The sequence below is a fragment of the Methanoculleus sp. genome (genome assembly GCF_030019085.1).
Classification (GTDB): Archaea; Halobacteriota; Methanomicrobia; order Methanomicrobiales; family Methanoculleaceae; genus Methanoculleus.
The window spans coordinates 1-20,046 of the sequence record NZ_JASEFJ010000024.1; the positions used below are offsets into that span (position 1 = coordinate 1).

The following is a 20,046-nucleotide window of genomic DNA, read 5'->3' on the forward strand; positions in this document are numbered from 1 at the left end:
CCGCGCTTTCCCTGTCCCCCTGGGGTCTCGGAGATTTTCGTTTCTTTCTCCCCTGCATCGAGGATCTCCCGACACTGTGTCTCAAAGATAGCAAGTCTCTCCGGCATCAGGGTTCTCCCCTCTTCTTTTGCGACATCCACCGCGGCTTTTATCCTGCGGGGGTGAAGGGGGCGTAGCGGGAAGACCCCGCCCGAGAGGCGCGGGGTAGTTCACGCGGGAGTCAAACACCCCCCCTCCAGGGCGGGCAGTGATCGACGATAGACCGGAAGGCCGTGCACGGGGACGGATGCCAGAGAGTTGTCCCCCGGCGCTGTATCGATTGTCCAATCGCCGCCGTTGGGTGGGGCTGCACGCTCCCCTCGTGCCACACGGAGACTCTCTTTCCTGGATGCAGATCACTCCCGCCTCCCGGAAGGCCGTGCACGGGGAGGGTTTCACCACGAACCCCCTGGCGGCGTCCATCAGCCCCTGGAGTTGCCGGTTCGATCGCCGCCCTTCGGTTTTGCGCCGGGCCGTATTCACCATCTCCCGGGGCAGCCCTCAGCCGCCCCCAAAGACCTTCATCAGCACCGCCACCACGCCGCCGACGATTCCGCCGGCCCCGGCGCTGACCGTCGAGACCCTCCGCTCCTCACCCACCCTCTCGGCCTGCCAGCCCTCCAGGGCCCGGAGCCGGGCCTCGAACTCCTCGTCCCGGGCCTCCATCCGCTGGAGCGTTCTGCATATCCATTTTACGTCCCGGTTCGTCTCGTAGACGAGTTCCCGGGTGGTCTTTTCGGGGGTCATGGTTTCATCCTGTGGCAGTATGGGTCGGCTGAGTCGAAAAGCCATACCGTAACGGTTATATTGGTGAATCGGAGCAAGATCTGCCGGTTTTGATACAGTCAGGCTGATACCTTCTCCCGCCCACCTTATATATGTCTGTCATATTCCCGGGAACCCTGGCAGGCAGGAGAAAGAAGAATCCATGGCAGACTTTGTGCCGACCACTGTGAACAGAACGGCGGTCCGGGACCTCTCGGTCCCGATCGCCAGTGTAACGGCGTTTAAGAACCTCGTCCAGTCGGTCATCGACGACAACCCCTTCGGCTGTGTCGGGTATACCACCTCCGACGGCGAGTATATCGAACCGATCGTGCTCTCCCGCGAGCACTACACCGCGAAGGTGAGCTTCATCGACGATGACGGCAAGCGTGTCGGGACGGTCTCGCTCAACTCGCCGACGGTCGCGGCCTTCGAGGCCAATGCCGCCGAAGTGATGAGCAACACGGCCATTGCGGCCGCGATGGGCGGCGAGGCAGTTCGCGACCTGGGTAAGGAGACCTACTACGCCCAGCTCCGCTGCCACGACCCTTCGGGCGACGACTACTACCTCACCTTCACCCGGAAGACCCTCAGGATCTCGTCCTACCAGGATGAGGCCATCCGGAGCAACGTCGAGACCTGGGCCGACTCTGTCGGGATGCTGGACTGAAAGAGAGAGCAGGGGTTTTCACCCACGCTTTCTCTTATTTTAGTGCAACTCTATTTTTTTGCCGGAGACTTCCCGCCACAGTGTGAAACTCCGGAACGGGGCAACTCCTTTCGATGCAGTCCGGGTGCGAGAGAGTCGCACCAGATTCCCTGGAAAATTTCTTCGCGGCAAGACGTGAAGACAGGGGCGGGGGTGATTACACAAAAGGCCGTATTAAGGCCGTATTCACGGTGACATGCAGGAGACAGGGGATGGGGGATGTTCCATCCCCCTCCCCGTCAGCCCCACCCCACGAGGGCGATTCTCCAGAGATACGGTGTCAGGGAGGGATTCACTCACCCGGTTTCACTGTGAGAAACGTCCTGGAGGGTTCATTGCTGTCCCTGAGCACGGCCATCCGGTCTATCGCCGATCACTGCCCGCCCCCCTTGAGGGTGGCGGGAGGAGGCCGCGAGAGCGGCCGGGTGGTGGGGGTGATCAGTGAATACCGCCCAACCAGGCATGTTAAGACATGGGGTGGGCGTTCAACGAATACCGTTCAACCAGAGATGCAGGAGACAGGGGCGGGGGAAGTTCCTCCCCCCTCCCCATCGGCAGGGTTGCCAGGAGATAGCCTTTTTCCAGCGTCGCTGTGAAACCATCCTGGAGATCCTGCCCCCTCCCTCGCATGGCTTCATTGGGAACAGTCATCGAGCGGACCGGACCAGACCGAACGTGCCATAGCGCCATAGAAAGGATTATCGGGTGAATCGTACACCGTTTCATCGGTGAGTTGTTACGTCTTTGAAGGTTGAGATCATCGACAAGATGGCCGCCCTTGTCACGGCGGCATTCGGCCTGATCGCCGCTCTTGCCTGGAACGGCGCTATCCAGGAGCTCTTCAATATCATCTTCGGGGAAAAGAGCACGCTTGTTGTGATGTTTGTCTACGCTATCGTTGTGACGATCATCGCTGTGATCGCGGTCATCCTGATTGGCCGCGCTGCGGCGACGGCAAAGAAAGTGGATGAGGCCGGGAGCGGGCAACACTGAAGACCCAGGTCCTTTCGAGACAACCATTGCCCATCTCCCGGTCTTTTTGCCACCACTACAATCACTTTTTGAAAAACCCCGCGATAAAACCGGGGGCAGTGATCCTTCGCCCGGTAGACCCGGGGGCGTTATCCATCCTCTCACCGCCCGGTGCGCCGTCGTGTGCCCTCATGACCGGGTGCCATCGTCTCCGGGGAGAGTCCTGACATCACCCCCCGGCCACGACCCGGGTTGCGATCATCGCAACCCCGAGCACCGTCAGGACAACCCCTATGATCCGGCCAAGCGTCCTCTCGCCGACCCTGTTTGCTATCCCCGCCCCGATCCCGGCGGCAAGAACCGTGGGGACGCTTGCGATCAGCGCCGCCTGGATATCGATGTTGGAGTGGATGATGTAGCCCGCCGTTCCAGACGCGGCGGTTATCATCATTATGAACGAGGATGTCCCGACCGCCAGGTGGACGGGGTAGTGGAGGACAAAGATCAGGATCAGCAGGATCATCCCCCCGCCGCCGGCGCCAAAGAGCCCGCACATCAGCCCGACGAAGAGTCCGAGGCCGAGGGCGGTGAGTTTCTCGCGCCCTGTCTGCACCGGCAGTCGGGGCGAGCCGGCCTGGTCGTCGTCGTCGGCGGCGAGCCCGGGTCGGCCAAGCCCTTTCACCCAGAGGTAGATCCCGGTCGGGATGAGCATCAGCGCGAAGAGGCCGGTCATCCCGATCGGCGGTATCATATCGGCAACCCTGCTCCCCGCCAGGGCGCCGGCGACCGAGCCCAGCGCGATCCAGAGCCCCGGCCGGATGTAGACGTTCTGGTGGCGGTGGTATATGGTGGCGGTCACAACCGTCGCGATGACGTCGATGAGGAGGCTCGTGCCGATAGCGGTGTGGACGGGGAACGATAGCAGGAGCGTCAGCATCGGCACCACCACCATCACGCCGCTGCCCCCCATGATCCCGACCATCACCCCGGCACCGCTGCCGATGGCAAGTATGAGGACGACCTCAAGGAGGGAGAATGCCATAAACGATGAGATTTGGAGCAGGAAGGTATTAAGGGATCTTTTGGGGCGTGTGGAGGACCCTGCCCCTGTCTTGACGTGTCGGGTTGAACAATTTTCGTGGAATCACCCCCACCACCCGGCGCTTCCAGCGCCTCCTCCCGCCCCCTTTCCGGGGGCGGGCAGTGTGTGATGATAGCAGGGAAGGCCGTGCCAGGGGCAGGAACAGGATCTCCAGGACGTTTCTCCCAGTGAAACCGGGTGAGTGAATCACCCCCGTGGCACCGTATCTATGGAGAATCACCCCTGTGGGGAGGGGCTGACGGGGAGGGGGATGGAACATCCCCCGCCCCTGTCTCTCGGGTGTCACCGTGAATACGGCCTTTTGTGTAATCACCCCCACCACCCGGCCGCTTTCGCGGCCTCCTCCCGCCCCCTTTCCGGGGGCGGGCAGTGATCGGTGATAGACCGGAAGGCCGTGCCAGGGGACAGGAACAGGATCTCCAGGACGTTTCTCACAGTGAAACCGGGTGAGTGAATCCCCTTTGTGGCACCGTATCTATGGAAAATCACCCCCGTGGGGAGGGGCTGACGGGGAGGGGGATGGAACATCCCCCACCCCTGTCTCCTGCATGTCATTGGAAATACGGCCTTTCGTGGAAACACCCCCACCACCCGGCCGCTGACGCGGCCTCCTCCCGCCTCAAGGGGGGCGGGCAGTGCGTGATGATAGCAGGGAAGGCCGTGCCAGGGGAGCGCAAGTGAGTGAACTCTTCGGGTGGAGTGCTTCAACATAATTCCCGGGGAAATCCCTCCCCAGCACTGTATCTATGGAGAATCACCCCCGTGGGGGTGGGGCTGACGGGGAGGGGGATGGAACATCCCCCGCCCCTGTCTCCTGCATGTCACTCAGGCATTCTTTTCCATGGATTGCGATCACCCCAACCCCCCCTGCCGCGCCACACATCTCACCCTTTCCCATCACCCACCGGGACCCCTCCGCCTCCCAAAAACTCGTTCGCTCATCCCCAGATCCCACCACAGACCACCACCCTGGCGCGCACACCGGAACCTGCCCCAATACACCCGTATCACTCCACCACCCTCCACAACCACCCGCCCCGGCGAATCACCAATACCCACAACCTCTCTCCCGCAGAGCCACCTCAAACCACGCCGATATCTCCCGGATTATCTCTTGCCGTGGCATTTTACCCCCCCGGATCATATCAAAACATTTTTCCGCCGCAGCCTGCATCTCCGCCAGAACCCATCCAGATCCCTCCAGCACGCTGCGCTGCCCTCCACCGTTTTCCTCCCGCAACCGGCCGCTCCCGCTGGCGATTCGCGCCCCCTTTATCCCGCCCGCAGATCGATACCTTTTTAGACATTTTCTTCAATAGATATCTCATCGAAAGAGCCACCCTGGCTGCGATCGAACCCCAGGTGCCCCCAATGATCCGATCCTCAGAACCCCAGACACTCTCCCACCTGGAGAGTGTCCCCGCCCCCGGTGAGCCAGGGCTCGCCGCGGTTATACCGGCATACAACGAGGCGCTTGTCATAGGTTCCGTCGTCCTCCAGGCAAAGAAGCACGTCGACCGTGTGATCGTGGTCGACGATGGTTCAACCGACCGAACGGCCGAGATAGCCCGGCTTGCCGGTGCCGATGTCATCAGCATGCCGGAGAACGGGGGCAAAGCCAGTGCGCTGATGGCCGGGTTCGCCCGGGCGCGGGCCCTCGGGTATGAGGCTGTCGTGACGCTTGACGGCGACGGCCAGCACGACCCGGACGAGATTCCGGTCGTGGCGGCTCCGGTGCTCGCTGGCGAGGCCGATCTCGTCATCGGGTCCCGTTTCCTCAACACCAAGGCAGATATCCCGAAGTATCGCGTCGCCGGCCAGAAGGTCCTGAACGGGTTTACGAACCTCTCGACCGACGGCGGTTTCTCGACGACCGATTCTCAGTCCGGTTTCAGGGCGCTCGGTCGCCGGGCGCTTGAGAACCTCACCTTCTTATCGGATGGCTACAACATCGAGTCCGAGATGATTGCCCACTTCGCCCCGCTCGGTCTCGCGATGACCGAGGTTCCGATCTCGGTCTCGTATGACGTCCCTCACAAGCACAAGAAGAACCCGGTCTCACACGGCTTCGGGGTGCTTGCCAGGATCGTGGGGCTGATCGGCTACCGCCGGCCGCTGCTCTTCTTCGGGATCCCGGGTATTATCATCGCGCTCTTAGGGCTGGGGGCGGAGGTCCTCACCTTCTCCCGCTACTACCACACCGCGCAGTTCCACTACATCATCTTCACGGGAGGATTTGCTGCGCTGATCCTGGGGTTGATGCTCATAACGTCGGGGCTGATCCTGAACTCGCTGGTGATGATAACGAAGGGATCCGAACCGCCGAAGGAGTGTGCACCGTGATCGCGATTGTCCTCGGAACCCGACCCGAGATCATCAAGATGTCCCCGATCATCCGGGAATGCGAAGCATGGAACGCTGACTACTTCATCCTCCACTCCGGGCAGCACTACTCCTACGAGATGGACCGATCATTCTTCGAGGACCTGAACCTGCCCAAGCCTAAGTACAACCTCGATGTCGGTTCCGGGACGCATGCCGGCCAGACCGCCAGGATCCTGACCGGCATCGAGGATGTTCTCGTGAAGGAGTCCCCCGACATCGTCCTTGTGCAGGGGGACACCAACACCGTCATGGCCGGGGCGCTTGCGGCCGCGAAGCTCCACATCAGGGTCGGGCATGTCGAGGCCGGTCTCCGGAGTTTCGACCGAACCATGCCCGAGGAGATCAACCGGGTGATTGCAGACCACGTCTCGGACTACCTCTTTGCCCCCACGGAGACCGCCCGGCGATACCTCGAGAGGGAAGGGATCGACGAGAACAAGATCTCGGTAACCGGGAACACCATCGTCGATGCGGTCTTTCAGAACCGGGAGATCTCAGAGTCGAAGGCAAACATCCTCGATACCCTGGGGCTTGAGCCGAAGGGCTACTTCCTGGTCACCTCACACCGGCAGGAGAACGTTGATGACCCCGAAACCCTCCGGAGCATCATCGCGGGGCTTCAGGCGGTCCACCAGGAGTATGAGCTCCCGGTCATCTTTCCAATGCACCCCCGCACCAGGAAGATGACCGAGCGGTTCGGGATCCAGTTTGATGGCATCACCCCTATTGAGCCCCTGGGGTTCCTTGAGTTCCTTCAGGTTGAGGCCAATGCCCGTCTCGTCCTGACCGACTCCGGCGGCGTCCAGGAGGAGACCTGTATCCTGGGCGTGCCGTGTGTCACCCTCCGGAAGAATACCGAACGGCCGGAGACGATCGAGGCAGGGGCAAACCTCCTCGTAGGGACGGCGGCCACCGATATCCTGGCAGGCGTCCGGGAGATGCTCTCCCGACCGAGGGTCTGGGAGAATCCCTATGGCGACGGCACTGCAGGCAGGACGATTGTTACGATCTGCAACGGCCTGCCGTCGCGGAACAAACGCTGGTGAAAGACTACATGGAGACAGAAAGAATTCTTGTCACGGGCGGCGCTGGATTTATCGGCACCAACCTTGTTAACGAACTTCGCGGTCGGGGCCACGAGGTTCTCGCACTCGACCTTATGAATACCGACCGGGAGAACTACATCCGGGCAGATACGAGGAGTTACCGTCAGCTGGAGCGGGTATTTGAGCGCAACAGATTTGATTACGTCTACCACCTCGCCGCGGAGTACGGCCGCTGGAACGGCGAAGACTACTACGAGAACCTCTGGGAGACCAACGTGGTCGGGACCAAGCACATGCTCCGCCTCCAGGAAAAACTGAAGTTCCGGATGATCTTCTTCTCCAGCGCCGAGGTCTATGGTGACTACCATGGCGTCATGTCCGAGGACGTGATGGAAAACAACCCCATCAAGGATACCTACCAGATGAACGATTACGCCATCTCCAAGTGGGCGGGCGAACTCATGTGCATGAACTCGGCAAAGATGTTTGGAACCGAGACCGTCCGCACCAGGCCTGTGAACTGCTACGGCCCGCATGAGCACTACAACCCCTACCGCGGGTTCATCCCCAAGTTCATCTACCACGCGCTCTTCAACAGACCCTACACGGTCTACATGGGCCACAAGCGGATCATAGATTACGTCGAGGACTCCTGCAGAACCTGGGCAAACATCGTGGATAACTTCATCCCGGGAGAGGTCTACAACGTGGGTGGCAGACCTGAGTGGGAAATGGATATAAAAGAGTATTCTGATCTTATACTCAAGGCAGTCGGCAGGGACGACTCGCTCGTCACCTATGAGGAGGCCGAGCCGTTCACGACGAAGGTCAAGACCATGGACTTCACGAAGGCCGTCCGCGACCTCGGTCACGACCCCAAGGTTCCGCCGGAGGAAGGAATACGGAGGACGGTTGAGTGGATGAAGTGGTATTACCGGATGGAGGATTGAGCATGACAGAAGAGACATCCTTTGAAGGAAAGACGGTGCTTGTCACCGGCGGCGCCGGTGCAATCGGCGGAAACCTGGTGCGGAGACTCTCTGACCTTGATGCGGAGAAGGTCATCATCCTCGACAACCTCTCCTCCTCCTACGAGTGGAACATCGTCCGCGCGGAGAACGTCCAGTTCATCCACGGGGATATCCTGGATGAGGAGAAACTGAAGTGGGCGTTCAAGGCGAAGCCCGATATCGTCTACCACCTCGCTGCCCACTTTGCCAACCAGAACTCGGTAGACAACCCGGAGACGGACCTGATGGTCAACGGGATGGGGATCCTAAAGGTTCTCCAGTATGCTCACATCGTGGACGTTGAGCGTTTCGTCTACGCTTCGTCCGGCTGCGGTATATACGGTCTCGACTCCAGGATGCCGTTTGAGGAGCATGACATCTCCATCAAGCTCTACACCCCATACCAGGTCACCAAGATGCTCGGTGAGCTCTACACCAACTACTTCTACAACCTCTACGGTCTCCCGATCGTCAATGCCCGGTTCTTCAACTCCTACGGCCCGGGGGAGGTCCCGGGCAAGTACCGCAACGTCATCCCGAACTTCTTCTACTGGTCGATGAAGGGTCTCCCCCTGCCGATCACAGGCACCGGGGAGGAGACAAGGGACTTTACCTATGTCGGGGACCTGGTCAACGGTCTTGTCAAGATGGCCACCCACGAAGAGGCAGTCGGCGAGGCGATCAACCTCGGCGCCGGGAGGGAGATCCGGATCATCGACCTCGCGAACTGGATCAACGAACTGACGGGGAATGAGGCCGGCATTCTCTATAAGGAACGGCGGGACTGGGACAAGAAGAACCGGTTGCTCTCCTGCATCGACAAGGCAAACAGTATACTCGGCTACACTCCCCAGACTGAGTTCCGGAAGGGGCTTGAACTGACCTACCAGTGGTTTGTGGAGAACTGGGAGAATATAGAGAAGAGTGCGGAGTTCTAAGGGTGTTAGATGTCTGAGTCGGAGTCGAATCATATCTCTGCTGAGGGTACTAAGATACTTGAAAGTGAATCTTGGAGCGGTCCCCTTGATCACGATAACAAAGTAAACTCAGCAAAAGAGAGTTATGCAGATAGATGGGATGAGTTTCTCGTACTGAGCTGCCTTATAAATAGCGATCTGGTCGGAAAAAGTGTAGTCAATGTTGGTGTGGGACATGGTAAAGAAGCTGAGCTTTTGTTGAGTAAGGGCGCGGGATCTGTAGTTCTAGTTGACATCGCCCCAGGTCAGCTGAAAAGTGCACTAATAAGGAAATATCAACACGGTTTAGATAATTTAGAGTTAGTTCGCTGTGATGCCGAGAGGCTGTGCTTTAAGGATCATACCTTTGATATTGGATTTATAAAAATGGCATTACATCATTTCCCTAACCATTGCAGCGCCATATCTGAGGTCTTTCGGGTTGCTGATAAGGTAGTATTTATCGATATTATGAACTGTTCCTTGACAAAATTTTTGAATAAACTCGGACTGTTTAGAGTGGAATGGAATGGTAGTGAACCTAATCGGTTGAAAATCGAAGAAGTGGAGAAAATCTTTGCTCATCATAGAAGAAATCTGACTATTTCATACTATTTTGTTCCACCGTACTATGGTGATAGTGTCGCCTTGCTAAGTATAATCGAACGGATGTCGAGGATTGTAAACACGATGCTACCTCGGAGTCATACCTTGTCAAGGATTTTTGGCAATGTTGCGATTATCTCGGGGTGATTTCGTGAGAATTCTCGTAGTTCAGGAGTCTGACTGGACGGAGGTCGGCCCGCACCAGAGCCATCACCTCATGGAGAGGCTCTCCGTGAGGGGTCATGAGATCCGGGTCGTCGATCATGAGATCCGGTGGAAGGCTCACAAGAGAGACGGTTTCATCTCGCGGAGGCAGGTAATCCAGAACTACCACAAGGCCGTGGAAGGCGGCAACGTCACTGTCATTCGCCCGCCTTTCATCCGTGCCCCCATCCTCGACTATGTGTCTCTTGCCATCTCGCACAGGAACGAGATCAAGAGACAGATCAGGGAGTTCCAGCCTGATGTCATCGTGGGGTTCGGTATCCTGAACGCCAACATGGCCATCCGCCTCGCCAGGAAGCACAACATCCCCTTCTTCTACTACATCATCGACGAACTCCACCGGCTCGTCCCGGAAAAGCTTCTTCAGGCGGTTGCCAGGCTCGTGGAGTCTCAGAACATGGAGGCGGCCGATATGGTGATCTCGATCAACGAGGGTCTCAGAGAGTACACCATAAAGATGGGTGCAGACCCGGCCAGAACAGAAGTCATTCGTGCGGGTGTTGACCTCGGTGCCTTCAACCCTGATGGCCGGGAGGCGATCCGGGCAAACTACGGCATCCGGGACGACGAGTTCGTCCTCTTCTTCATGGGGTGGCTCTACGAGTTCTCGGGGTTGAGAGAGGTTGCCCTCGCTCTCGCAGAGAAAGGGGACACCAGGATAAAGCTCCTGATCCTCGGGAAAGGCGACCTCTGGGATACCCTGCAGGGGATCCGCCGTGAACGCGGTCTGGAGGAGAGGATCATCATGGAGCCCTGGGTGCCCTACCAGGAGGTCCCGAAGTACATCATGGCCGCTGATATCTGCATCCTCCCCGCCCACAAGAACGATATCATGATGAACATCGTCCCGATAAAGGTGTATGAGTACATGGCGGCAGGAAAGCCCGTCGTTGCGACGAGTCTCCCCGGTCTCATGAAGGAGTTTGGCGAGGCGAACGGTGTTCTCTATGCGGCGTCGTCTGATGAAGTCCTCGATAAGGCGCTGGAGGTCATCGAGAACGGAGATATCGGGCCGGAGGGGAAGAGAGCAAGAAATTTCGTGAAATCGCTGAGCTGGGATGAGTTGACGGATATCTTCCAGCAGACGCTGAGCAGGGGGATGCCGGGTGGGTGAGTCGGGAGGTGTCCTGGCCGGTGATTCGCTGGGGAGCAACGGCAGGCGGTACCTGGAGAAGAACGTCGCCCTCTACGAAGAGATCTTTTGTGCCCTTGCCGGGGATGAGGCCCTCGCGAGGAGGCCGATTCCTTCGAGGAGCGAGGATGCGCCTGGGGTTGGGCACCATGGGTTGTAGTTCCCTCTGGATTGTCCGCATTTCTCCGGCGACAGAGCCCAGTTGTGTCGCATATACAGCGTTTAGCGTGGATAAAAGTGTTCAAGACGTGGGGGGGGCACAGGCATACCATATGGAAATATCTTGAGGAGCCATTCTCATACGAAATGTGATTGCATGCCAACATATCGAGAGCGAGGTTGAGTTGCATATGAAAATTTTATTAATCGTTGCTTACTTCATACCGGAGATCGGGAGCGCTGCCCACATCTACTTCGATCTCGCCAGGGCTTTTGCAAAGAGAGGGCATGCCGTTGATGTCATAACGTCGTACCCCCGGGAGTTCAACCTGGATGAAGCAGATCGGGGGAGGGAGTTTCCTCTTGAAGAGGAGATTGAGGGCGTCACGATCTACCGGTGTAAGCACCCGGCAAACCGTGATAACATCTTTGTCAGGGGGCTTGAACACTTTTACCTGCCCTATTATTACTTCAAGAAGTACCACGACATCGGTAAGAAGTACGATGTTTGCTTACTCTACATACCGCCACTCCCCCTGTACTACCTTGCAAAGAAGATCAAGCGGTATGACGGAACCCCCTCAGTCCTCAACTTCCAGGATTTTCATCCCCAGGAACTTACCGATGTCGGGGTCTTGAAAAATCCTGTCATGATCAAGATCCTGGAGCACATCGAGGGTGAAGCGTACAAGCACGCCGACTACATCACTGTCCTCTCAGGTGGGGGTATTGAGTATGTACGGCAGCGAGGTGCTGACCCGGAGAAGGTTGCTCATATCTTCAACTCAGTCTCCCTCTCTGAGTTTAACGATCTCGTTCAGAGGAAGGACTTCAAAGAGAGGGAAGGTATCGAGGATAAATTCCTGATATCCTATGCGGGGATCCTCTCTCCCTACCAGGGTATCGACAACATCCTGGACACTGCAAAGGCCTTGCAGGACCATGACGGCATCATCTTCTGCATCGCAGGTGACGGCGCGGAGAAACGGCACCTCGAAGTAAGGATATACGTAGAAGAGATCAACAATGTCAGGCTGCTGCCGCTTTTACCCCGTGCCGAGTACTTCAACCTGGTTAACTCTTCTGACGCCTCATTTGTCTCGCTCGACGAGAGGATGAAGGCTCCCTGCCTTCCCGGCAAGACGATCAACCTCATGGCCTGCAGCCAGCCGATCATCGCCATGGTTGCGGTGGAGAGCGAGACCGCCGACGTCATACGGGAGGCGGGGTGCGGTATTGTTGTCAAACCAGGGGATGTTGAGGGTATACGCTCCGCGATCCTCTGCCTCAAGGAAGATGCTTCTCTCCGCGAGGCGATGGGGAGCAACGGCAGGCGGTACCTGGAGAGGTACATGAACCTGGAGAAGAACGTCGCCCTGTATGAAGAGATCTTTTGCGCCATTGCCGGGGAAGAGGCCCTCGCGAGGAGGCCGATTTCTTCGAGGAGCGAGGATGCGCCGGGGGTCGGGCACCATGGGTGGTAGTTCCCTCTGGATTGTCCGCATTTCTCCGGCGACAGAGCCCAGTTGTGTCGCATATACAGCGTTTAGCGTGAATAAAAGTGTTCAAGAGGAGTTATTTAGATGACAGATTACTCGGCCTATGTCACCCGGATTTCTGATTTAGAACAGGACCTCCGGGAAAGTCTCGAATTCGTCGGCTGGACAGATGTGGTCCGACCTGATTCCCACGTCTTTATCAAACCAAATTTTACCTATCCTTATTACAAGGAGGGTATCACAACGAATCCTGAGGTTCTTCGAGATCTCTGTGGTATTTTGAGGGATCGTTGTGAACAGGTTATCATAGGGGAGTCCGATGGCGGGAATCGCTCATATACGGCTGATGATGCCTTTAAGGGCCACGGTGTGGATCAAATCTGCCGCGACGTCGGTGCGGAACAGGTCAACCTCTCTACCCTTCCTTCCCGATATGTGGAGGATATGATACAGGGCAAGAAGGTCAAGGTTCAGGTTCCAAACATCCTTCTGGATGACATCGATTGCTTTGTGTCTCTACCGGTTCTCAAAGTCCACGTAATGACGACGATCACCCTGAGCATGAAAAACCTCTGGGGCTGCTATCCAGATACTATGCGGTGCCTTCACCACACCGATCTTGGTCGTAAATTGACTCTGTTAACCAAGGTTATAAACCCCCGATTGGTGGTTGTCGACGGAACCTATGGTCTTGATGGCCATGGCCCAATGTATGGGACTGCGAAGAGGCTCGATCTTCTTCTTGCTTCGAATAATCCTGTTGTCGCCGATGCGCTTGGTAGCCGGCTTATGGGATTTGATCCGCGGGAGATCGACCATATTATCCATGCGGAACGTGAAGGGCTGGGAACAACTGATCTTACCAAGGTGAACCTGAACGACGACTGGAAACAATATCAGCAGGATTTTACCGTCAAAAAAACGTTTGTTGACCGCCTTTCCGGCCTCCTCTTCAGGAGTGAGTTCCTGGCAAAGGTTGTCATGGATTCGCCGCTTTCGCCGCCCATCTATAAAGTGGCCGCGTTGTTGCGGAACCCCCACGAGCAGGAAGTGGTATCTGATCTGGAGAGGGTGTCCCGGTGAGGGTGCTCTTTGAGGATTTTTCCAGAGAGGATTCAGATTTGACGAGGTCGCATGGATGAAGATATTACAGGCCATCCCGTTTTTTAACCCTTCACTAGGGGGGTCTGTTACGGTACCTTATCAATTATCACACTGGCTTGCCAAACGTGGGCATGAAGTTACCATAATAACCACCGATTACGAGTACGACCCGGACTACGCCCAATCCCTCGAAAATGTCGATGTGATACCGTTCAGGCGGGTTGCCAACCTAGGGTTGTTTCTCTATTCCCCGGGGATGAAAAGATGGCTGAAGTCGAACATCTCAAATTACGATGTTGTCCACCTGCATAACTTCAGATCTTACCAGAATAACATTGTCTGCAAATATGCAGAGGAGTTTGATGTCCCCTATATCGTACAACCACATGGCTCATTGCCCCGGATTGTTGAGAAAGAGGGTTTGAAACAACTCTATGATCTTGTCTGGGGAAACGATATTCTTCAACACGCCTCAAAAATCGTCGCCGTTTCCGGGAACGAAGTAGAACAGTTCAGGGAGTTCGGTATCCCCGACGAGAAGATCGCCGTGATCCCGAACGGTGTCAGCGACATTTCGCCCGCATCCCTCCCACCCCCTGGGCAGTTCAGGAAACAGTACAACATCCGTGAAAAGCATGTCATCCTGTATGTTGGGCGGCTTCACAAAAGAAAAGGCGTAGACTTCCTCATACGTGCATTCGACTCGTTTGTCCAGTCCTGGACCGGGGGTGACGTCGCTCTGGTCATCGCTGGCCCGGACGACGGCTCTCAATCAGCCCTCGAGGACCTCGTGGAGCAACTCGGCCTTGCCGGTAGAGTACGGTTCGTTGGATTCGTTCCTTCCCTTGCAGCTGCTTACCAGGATGCTGATGTTCTTGTCTACCCCTCGGTCTACGAGATCTTCGGCCTTGTCCCCTTCGAGGCTTTGCTCTGCGGCACCCCTGTGATCGTGACCGATGACTGCGGGTGCGGCGAGATCGTCAAGGAGGCGGAGTGTGGTTATCTTGTTCGCTACGGGGATGTGACCGGCCTTGGTAAGATGATCAGGTTTGCGCTGGAGCATCCGGATGTTAATGAGAGGATGATCGAAGCAGGGCGGCGGTATATTGAGGAACACCTGGCGTGGGAGAGCGTTGTGAAACAGGTGGAGGAGATGTATGAGGGTTGCGTTTGTCACGTTTGAGTATCCGCCGTTCATCATCGGAGGTGCTGGTGTCTATGCAGCGCGGGTAACAGAAGAACTTGCGAGCCTGGGCCATCAGGTTGTTGTGTTCACACCGGCGATTGACAATACAGATGGCGTCGAGCATTCCTCTGATGTTAACCTCCAGGTCTGGCACGTCCCGGTACGCGAAGCGATTCCGTTCAAGGCGCTGCAGTTCTGGATGAATCTGCCTGGAGCGATCAAGGGGGCCGAGAAAGAACAGGAATTCGATATCATACACATTAACGGTCTCTCCTACTGGTTCTTACCGAGGAGGCTCTCAATGGCCCCGCACCTGCTTACGGTCCATCATCTTGTCCGGGATGCTGCAGAGAATACAAAAATGAGTTTCTTTTCGAGGATAAGGGATATCAGCGGTGAGAATGGATATATTATATCTTTAATTGAGAAAAGAGCCCTGACGTTTGTAAACAATTTCAATAATAAGAATAAGTGCATAGATGAAAAAAACTTCCAATTATATCATCTCTTTCCTGATCCTGAAACGGTCGATACCATAGAAGCTTCGTTGTTGAAGAATAAGCAAATCATTTCTGCACGTAGCATAAAAATTAGAAGAATGATGATTTATTCTCAATTGTATAAAAATTGGGATAGAGTGGTTAATTCTTAAAATGCGGAAAAGAAGAAGTACTATGAAGATACCGGGTACAATTGGAATAGTTACTTTCCCATTGGGAGAAGCCAATGTAATTCCTTTATCTAATCTAGCAAACATAATCAGCCACCTCACAGACCAGGTCTACATTATAACAGGGAATGCGGGGAGCAAAGTCACCCAGAAGTTAAAGAACTCTCATTTCGAATTAATATGCCATGTTTCTGGTTCAAATGCAGTCACCAGAGTTTATAATTACGCCAGGACCCAGTTGGCCATAGCCTTTCGCATGATGAAACTGTCAAAGAATGTTGATATCTGGATCTTTCCCATTGGCGGAGAAGCTTTGCTCCCATGCATCATTCTCGCAAAGATCCTGCGAAAATCAGTAATTATGTTATTAACTTCATCAACTGATTCTATGATGAAGCATCAGCAAGAACCCCTTACGCCGATTATCGTATTTTTCGCAAAAGCTAACTGTATTCTTGCTGATAGAATCATTCTCTACTCCCCAAACTTCATCACCGACTGGCACCTCGAACCCTACCGCCACAAGATCCTCATCGCCCACCGCCACTTCCTCGACTTCGAGACCTTCACCGTCACCACCCCTCTGCCCGACCGTCCTCCCCTCATCGGCTACATCGGCCGGCTGAGCGGGGAGAAAGGCGTCCAGCACTTCGCCAATGCCCTCCCTGCCATCCTCAACGACCGCCAGGACCTCCGCGTGCTCATCGGCGGGGACGGGCCGTCGAGGGATTCAATCGCGGCCACCCTACAGGAAGAGGGGCTCACCGCCCGCGTTGACCTCCCGGGCTGGATCCCCCACGACGACCTCCCCCCCTACCTGAACCAGCTCCGGCTCCTCGTCCTCCCCTCATACACCGAGGGACTCCCGAACATCATGCTCGAGGCCATGGCCTGCGGGACGCCTGTGCTCGCGACGCCGGTCGGGGCGATACCGGATGTTATAATAGACGGGAAGACCGGATTTATTATGGAGAATAACTCCCCGGAGTGCATCGCGGAGAACGTAGTACGGGTGCTGGAGCACCCGGAACTGGAAGAGATCGCGGAGGCCGGGAGGCGGTTCGTGGAGGAGGAGTTCACGTTTGAGAAGGCGGTGGAGAACTGGAAGAGAGTGCTCCAGGAGATTGGATGAACATCATTTCCTGATAGCGTTTTTCATACGCTCACCTTGCCTAATCTCTACCAATGTTACCGCCTTCTTTTCCCTGTAAGAGTAATCTGTCTACCTCTTTTTTTGTGCCAGTACGCCTTACATCTGTTTCCTGCAAAGTAATAATACTCAAAGCGCGTTTGAGCGTCCATGAGTGTGACTCATTTCGAATGATGTTCAAAAATGCTAAGTTTTTAACGTAAATTCTCTTCAAACATTTAATTTTGCAGGGATACCAAAAATCTTTTCCTATACATCTCCGAAATAAATTATATGCTGTAATAAATAGATGCGGTAGAAAACAAAATACAAGTACGTATGCATACCGAGAATAATAGAGTCGAATCGCTAATTCCTGCCAGTATTCCTTATATCTGTCTTGATCTTGAGTAATACCGGATAATTCACTTAAATATGCATTTTTGGCCATTAGTTGAGATGGATCTTTTATAAGTCTAACAGTATCTTCTTCATTGTCCGTTAAAAAAAGTCCAACGCCTATAATGCCTTTTGAATCAAACTGTAATTGCACCATATAGCCCCATTCTGTTTCCGGGCGGCGTAATCCATCACGTGAATCAAAAATAAAATTGCCTGTACTGTAAAAGATGTACCCACCATTATATTTCTCACAACCCTGAGGAACATGCGGATGATGACCAACAACCACATCTGCACCCGCATCAATAAATTGACGCAATTGCACCTGCCTCTCTGGAGGTGGGAGAGGTGTATACTCCAAACCACCGTGTGCTACAACAATGATACAATCGACAGTTTTTGTGTATTTTTTAACCTCAAGAAGAACTGATGGATGCGATATCCACGCTGAACCTGGAATGCTCTCATCAGAGACGCCAAATTCCATCTCACAAAAAGAAAAAACAGCAATCCTCAAACCATCTGGCCGTTGAATAACTATCGGTTGAATGGCATCATGGATATTCAAGCCTGCTCCACATGTAAACAAGCCAAGATCTCTGGCCCCAGAGATTGTATCAATTAACCCCTCCTCTCCGAAATCCATGACATGATTATTTGCAAGTGTAAAGCCATTAAATCCAATTCGCTTAATGATGGGTAAAACACTAGGTTCCATTCGCAAAGAAGGCCCTGACTTTAATATCTTAGTGGGTGACAAAGTAGTTGGTGCCTCCAAATTAACTAGTGCAAAATCCGCACTCTTAATTAGAGACACAAGGGTATCGTCAAATTTATTGATCACTCTCTCCCAACTCCCACCGATTTCTGAAGTATTTATAAAAAGATCTCCACAAATAAGCATTGTAGTGCTAGGGGTCGAACATTCTTGTCTCATAAGAGAATGTAAATAAGGAGACGGACTTGCGTAACTTGAAATCTGCTCGTTTAAGGCCATCGCCATCCTCTTAAAATTGGAATTCTTTCTATTTTAGCCATATTTCTTATATTCCTTTGTTTGGATGTGGGCACTATGCTTCGTTAAAACATTCTAACTTTATTTCCGAACAAGGGATCTTGTGTAGAGGTACTTTCCTGTGGCCGTTTTAGGAATACTGTCGACGAAATCCCATGTAATCTCACAATCTGAACCAACTGCGACCTTTATTTTACTCTCAACATCTTTTCTGTATTCATCTGTTAATCCTGCACCTACGACAGCCAAGATCTTTATTTTATCATAGTCCTCCTGGATCACCTGGAATTGTTTTATCTCTCCCGTATTGCAAACAACACCCAGGAGGTGGATGAAAAATTCTGCTGGGACTGTCGCACCATTCTTTAGCATGAAGTGATCGGTGATTCTTCCCGTGATCTTTTCAAACGTGGGCAATACATTCCCACACGAGCAGTGTTCTGGCCCTAGTACGGCCATATCTCCGATCTCATACCTTATCAACGGCATTGAATAATTAAAGAGGTTTGTTACAACAACTTTTCCCTCTTCTCCCTGCTTAACAGGATGATTATGACCATCTAACAGCTCCTGGTAGTTCCAGAACGCGAAAGAGTGCATCAATCCATCTTCACACTCACCAGCCAGGTTGCTGACCTCTCTTGAGCCATAAAAGTCGTACAACTTTTGTCCGAATACTCTCTCAATCTGGTCCCTCATCTCATCATCCAAGGTTTCTGCGGCGCTGACAATTACTTTGGGAGAATAGATGTCCAGATTATTTTTTTCGGCGTAGCGACAGATTTCGTACAGAGACCCTGCATATCCCCTGATTAAATCCGGCTTATAGATATTTATGGTATGAATGTACTTCTCTATATCGCCCGGAGTCATTCTAAAACTATTTGTAACAGGTCAGGACCCCCTCCATCGGTCCCTTGCTCTTACCCATCACATCACACCCCACTTTTCTGAAAATACGCCCATACAACCGTTAGATCTTTATATAATGAGCGATAAATAGATATTCAGGTTATGTCATCATGGAACGTGACGATATTCTTGCACTGATACAGAACAACCCTGAAGCGATCGTCACGATCATCCAGCGTCTGGAAGAGGAAGTCAAGCAACTTCAAGAACTCTGCTCACTTCAGCAGGCCCGGATCGCTGAACTCGAACGACGTCTCAACATGAACAGTCAAAACAGCAGTCGTCCCCCATCCACCGATGGCTTCAAACGACCTCAGAAAGAGCGTAAAAAGACCGGGAAACGTCCTGGTGGTCAGAAAGGGCATGAAGGCCGGACGATTGAATGGTGTGAGACCCCGGACATCATCCAGACACACCGCGCAGATGTCTGTGAAGAATGTGGTGCATCCCTTGCTCTCGTCCCGGCATCATCTGTTCAGAAGAGACAGGTCCATGACATTCCCCCACTCCGGATAGTTGTTACCGAACATCATGCTGAAACGGTCGTCTGCCCAGACTGTGGTCGGATACATGAAGGGTCATTCCCCGAGGAGGTTCCGGCTTACCTCCAATACGGCTGCAATATCCGGGCGTTGATGGTTTACTTCTGTATCTACCAGTTGCTTCCGTATGAACGTTCAGCGGAGATCTTCACGGACCTCTTTGGGTGTTCCCCGGTCAAGGCAACCCTGATGCAGTCCGTTTCAGACTGTGCAGCAAACCTTGACGGTTTTGAAGAAGAGGTGAAACACCTTCTGCAGGGAGCACCTGTTCTGCATGCTGATGAAACCGGGTTCCGGGTGAACGGCAAACGAGAATGGCTGCATACAGCCAGTACGGATCTCCTCACGCTGTATGGTCATCATCCAAAAAGAGGATCGGCGGCGATGGATGCGATCGGTGTACTTCCCGCGTTCAAAGGGATCATGGTCCATGACTGCTGGTCGCCGTACTTCGGGTATGCATGCGAGCATGCGGTCTGTA

The 20,046-nt window shown here is 54.3% G+C and carries 19 protein-coding genes; 15 read left to right on the forward strand and 4 right to left on the reverse strand.

All coding sequences use genetic code 11. From position 1 onward, the window contains the following. Positions 1 to 540: 540 nt before the first annotated feature. Positions 541 to 786, reverse strand: a complete 246-nt coding sequence (locus QMC91_RS08740; protein WP_300237769.1) for a hypothetical protein — start codon at positions 784 to 786, stop codon at positions 541 to 543. A 181-nt stretch (positions 787 to 967) separates the two neighbouring features. On the opposite strand from QMC91_RS08740, the gene QMC91_RS08745 reads away from it, so the two are divergent. Together QMC91_RS08745 and QMC91_RS08750 are read left to right on the forward strand one after the other, a co-directional pair. Then, the gene (locus QMC91_RS08745) at positions 968 to 1,474 is read left to right on the forward strand and encodes a hypothetical protein (protein WP_300237771.1); all 507 of its coding nucleotides are present in this window, start codon (positions 968 to 970) and stop codon (positions 1,472 to 1,474) included. A gap of 783 nt (positions 1,475 to 2,257) precedes the next feature. Continuing rightward, positions 2,258 to 2,506, forward strand: coding sequence for a DUF5654 family protein (locus QMC91_RS08750; RefSeq protein ID WP_300237772.1), 249 nt, complete (start codon positions 2,258 to 2,260; stop codon positions 2,504 to 2,506). A gap of 208 nt (positions 2,507 to 2,714) precedes the next feature. Here QMC91_RS08750 and QMC91_RS08755 read toward each other — a convergent pair whose 3' ends face one another. After that, entirely contained in the window at positions 2,715 to 3,527 is an 813-nt protein-coding gene (locus QMC91_RS08755) for a sulfite exporter TauE/SafE family protein (protein WP_300237773.1), read from the reverse strand. A gap of 1,431 nt (positions 3,528 to 4,958) precedes the next feature. On the opposite strand from QMC91_RS08755, the gene QMC91_RS08760 reads away from it, so the two are divergent. The 12 genes from QMC91_RS08760 (at position 4,959) to QMC91_RS08815 (ending at position 16,697) form a co-directional block, all read left to right on the forward strand. After that, positions 4,959 to 5,930, forward strand: a complete 972-nt coding sequence (locus tag QMC91_RS08760; RefSeq protein WP_300237775.1) for a glycosyltransferase family 2 protein — start codon at positions 4,959 to 4,961, stop codon at positions 5,928 to 5,930. Next, on the forward strand, positions 5,927 to 7,018 hold the full coding sequence (gene wecB, locus QMC91_RS08765) for a non-hydrolyzing UDP-N-acetylglucosamine 2-epimerase (RefSeq protein WP_300237777.1): 1,092 nt from the start codon (positions 5,927 to 5,929) through the stop codon (positions 7,016 to 7,018). Before QMC91_RS08760 ends, wecB begins: the two co-directional genes overlap by 4 nt. 8 nt (positions 7,019 to 7,026) lie before the next feature. Beyond that, on the forward strand, positions 7,027 to 7,968 hold the full coding sequence (locus QMC91_RS08770; RefSeq protein ID WP_300237779.1) for an NAD(P)-dependent oxidoreductase: 942 nt from the start codon (positions 7,027 to 7,029) through the stop codon (positions 7,966 to 7,968). A gap of 2 nt (positions 7,969 to 7,970) precedes the next feature. After that, the gene (locus QMC91_RS08775; protein ID WP_300237781.1) at positions 7,971 to 8,966 is read left to right on the forward strand and encodes an NAD-dependent epimerase/dehydratase family protein; all 996 of its coding nucleotides are present in this window, start codon (positions 7,971 to 7,973) and stop codon (positions 8,964 to 8,966) included. Between the two features lie 9 nt (positions 8,967 to 8,975). Further along, positions 8,976 to 9,737 carry a methyltransferase domain-containing protein gene (locus tag QMC91_RS08780; protein ID WP_300237783.1) on the forward strand — a complete coding sequence of 254 codons (762 nt, stop codon included), beginning with the start codon at positions 8,976 to 8,978 and terminating at the stop codon, positions 9,735 to 9,737. A 4-nt stretch (positions 9,738 to 9,741) separates the two neighbouring features. Next, on the forward strand, positions 9,742 to 10,929 hold the full coding sequence (locus QMC91_RS08785) for a glycosyltransferase family 4 protein (RefSeq protein WP_300237784.1): 1,188 nt from the start codon (positions 9,742 to 9,744) through the stop codon (positions 10,927 to 10,929). Next, a complete protein-coding gene (locus QMC91_RS08790) occupies positions 10,922 to 11,107 on the forward strand; it encodes a hypothetical protein (RefSeq protein ID WP_300237785.1) in 186 nt (61 codons plus the stop codon). Before QMC91_RS08785 ends, QMC91_RS08790 begins: the two co-directional genes overlap by 8 nt. 190 nt (positions 11,108 to 11,297) lie before the next feature. Then, positions 11,298 to 12,590 (forward strand): glycosyltransferase family 4 protein, encoded by a 1,293-nt coding sequence (locus tag QMC91_RS08795; protein ID WP_300237787.1) that lies wholly within the window; start codon positions 11,298 to 11,300, stop codon positions 12,588 to 12,590. Positions 12,591 to 12,689: 99 nt separating this feature from the next. After that, on the forward strand, positions 12,690 to 13,688 hold the full coding sequence (locus QMC91_RS08800) for a DUF362 domain-containing protein (protein WP_300237788.1): 999 nt from the start codon (positions 12,690 to 12,692) through the stop codon (positions 13,686 to 13,688). A gap of 55 nt (positions 13,689 to 13,743) precedes the next feature. Further along, entirely contained in the window at positions 13,744 to 14,892 is a 1,149-nt protein-coding gene (locus QMC91_RS08805; RefSeq protein WP_300237790.1) for a glycosyltransferase, read from the forward strand. Beyond that, positions 14,867 to 15,547: a glycosyltransferase gene (locus QMC91_RS08810; protein WP_300237792.1), complete on the forward strand. Its 681-nt coding sequence runs from the start codon at positions 14,867 to 14,869 to the stop codon at positions 15,545 to 15,547. The genes QMC91_RS08805 and QMC91_RS08810 overlap by 26 nt, the downstream gene beginning before the upstream one ends. A gap of 406 nt (positions 15,548 to 15,953) precedes the next feature. Then, on the forward strand, positions 15,954 to 16,697 hold the full coding sequence (locus tag QMC91_RS08815; RefSeq protein WP_300237794.1) for a glycosyltransferase family 4 protein: 744 nt from the start codon (positions 15,954 to 15,956) through the stop codon (positions 16,695 to 16,697). 40 nt (positions 16,698 to 16,737) lie between these two features. On the opposite strand, the gene QMC91_RS08820 is transcribed toward QMC91_RS08815, so the two are convergent. Together QMC91_RS08820 and QMC91_RS08825 are read right to left on the reverse strand one after the other, a co-directional pair. Beyond that, a complete protein-coding gene (locus QMC91_RS08820; protein ID WP_300237796.1) occupies positions 16,738 to 18,093 on the reverse strand; it encodes a CapA family protein in 1,356 nt (451 codons plus the stop codon). Positions 18,094 to 18,192: 99 nt separating this feature from the next. Beyond that, on the reverse strand, positions 18,193 to 18,984 hold the full coding sequence (locus QMC91_RS08825) for a hypothetical protein (RefSeq protein ID WP_300237798.1): 792 nt from the start codon (positions 18,982 to 18,984) through the stop codon (positions 18,193 to 18,195). Between the two features lie 149 nt (positions 18,985 to 19,133). Between QMC91_RS08825 and QMC91_RS08830 the strand changes: the two genes are divergently transcribed. Continuing rightward, positions 19,134 to 20,046: transposase (locus QMC91_RS08830; protein ID WP_300237800.1), on the forward strand; the 913-nt coding region annotated here is incomplete at its 3' end.

What these genes read in the sequence shown, in the direction of transcription:
- QMC91_RS08780 (WP_300237783.1), top strand. Translation starts at nt 8,976, where the DNA reads ATGTCTGAGTCGGAGTCGAATCATATCTCTGCTGAGGGTACTAAGATA.
- QMC91_RS08770 (WP_300237779.1), top strand. Translation starts at nt 7,027, where the DNA reads ATGGAGACAGAAAGAATTCTTGTCACGGGCGGCGCTGGATTTATCGGC.
- QMC91_RS08805 (WP_300237790.1), top strand. Translation starts at nt 13,744, where the DNA reads ATGAAGATATTACAGGCCATCCCGTTTTTTAACCCTTCACTAGGGGGG.
- QMC91_RS08795 (WP_300237787.1), top strand. Translation starts at nt 11,298, where the DNA reads ATGAAAATTTTATTAATCGTTGCTTACTTCATACCGGAGATCGGGAGC.
- QMC91_RS08825 (WP_300237798.1), bottom strand. Translation starts at nt 18,984, where the DNA reads ATGACTCCGGGCGATATAGAGAAGTACATTCATACCATAAATATCTAT.
- QMC91_RS08800 (WP_300237788.1), top strand. Translation starts at nt 12,690, where the DNA reads ATGACAGATTACTCGGCCTATGTCACCCGGATTTCTGATTTAGAACAG.
- QMC91_RS08745 (WP_300237771.1), top strand. Translation starts at nt 968, where the DNA reads ATGGCAGACTTTGTGCCGACCACTGTGAACAGAACGGCGGTCCGGGAC.
- QMC91_RS08760 (WP_300237775.1), top strand. Translation starts at nt 4,959, where the DNA reads ATGATCCGATCCTCAGAACCCCAGACACTCTCCCACCTGGAGAGTGTC.
- QMC91_RS08815 (WP_300237794.1), top strand. Translation starts at nt 15,954, where the DNA reads ATGATGAAGCATCAGCAAGAACCCCTTACGCCGATTATCGTATTTTTC.
- QMC91_RS08820 (WP_300237796.1), bottom strand. Translation starts at nt 18,093, where the DNA reads ATGGCCTTAAACGAGCAGATTTCAAGTTACGCAAGTCCGTCTCCTTAT.
- QMC91_RS08740 (WP_300237769.1), bottom strand. Translation starts at nt 786, where the DNA reads ATGACCCCCGAAAAGACCACCCGGGAACTCGTCTACGAGACGAACCGG.
- QMC91_RS08755 (WP_300237773.1), bottom strand. Translation starts at nt 3,527, where the DNA reads ATGGCATTCTCCCTCCTTGAGGTCGTCCTCATACTTGCCATCGGCAGC.
- QMC91_RS08810 (WP_300237792.1), top strand. Translation starts at nt 14,867, where the DNA reads ATGAGGGTTGCGTTTGTCACGTTTGAGTATCCGCCGTTCATCATCGGA.
- QMC91_RS08775 (WP_300237781.1), top strand. Translation starts at nt 7,971, where the DNA reads ATGACAGAAGAGACATCCTTTGAAGGAAAGACGGTGCTTGTCACCGGC.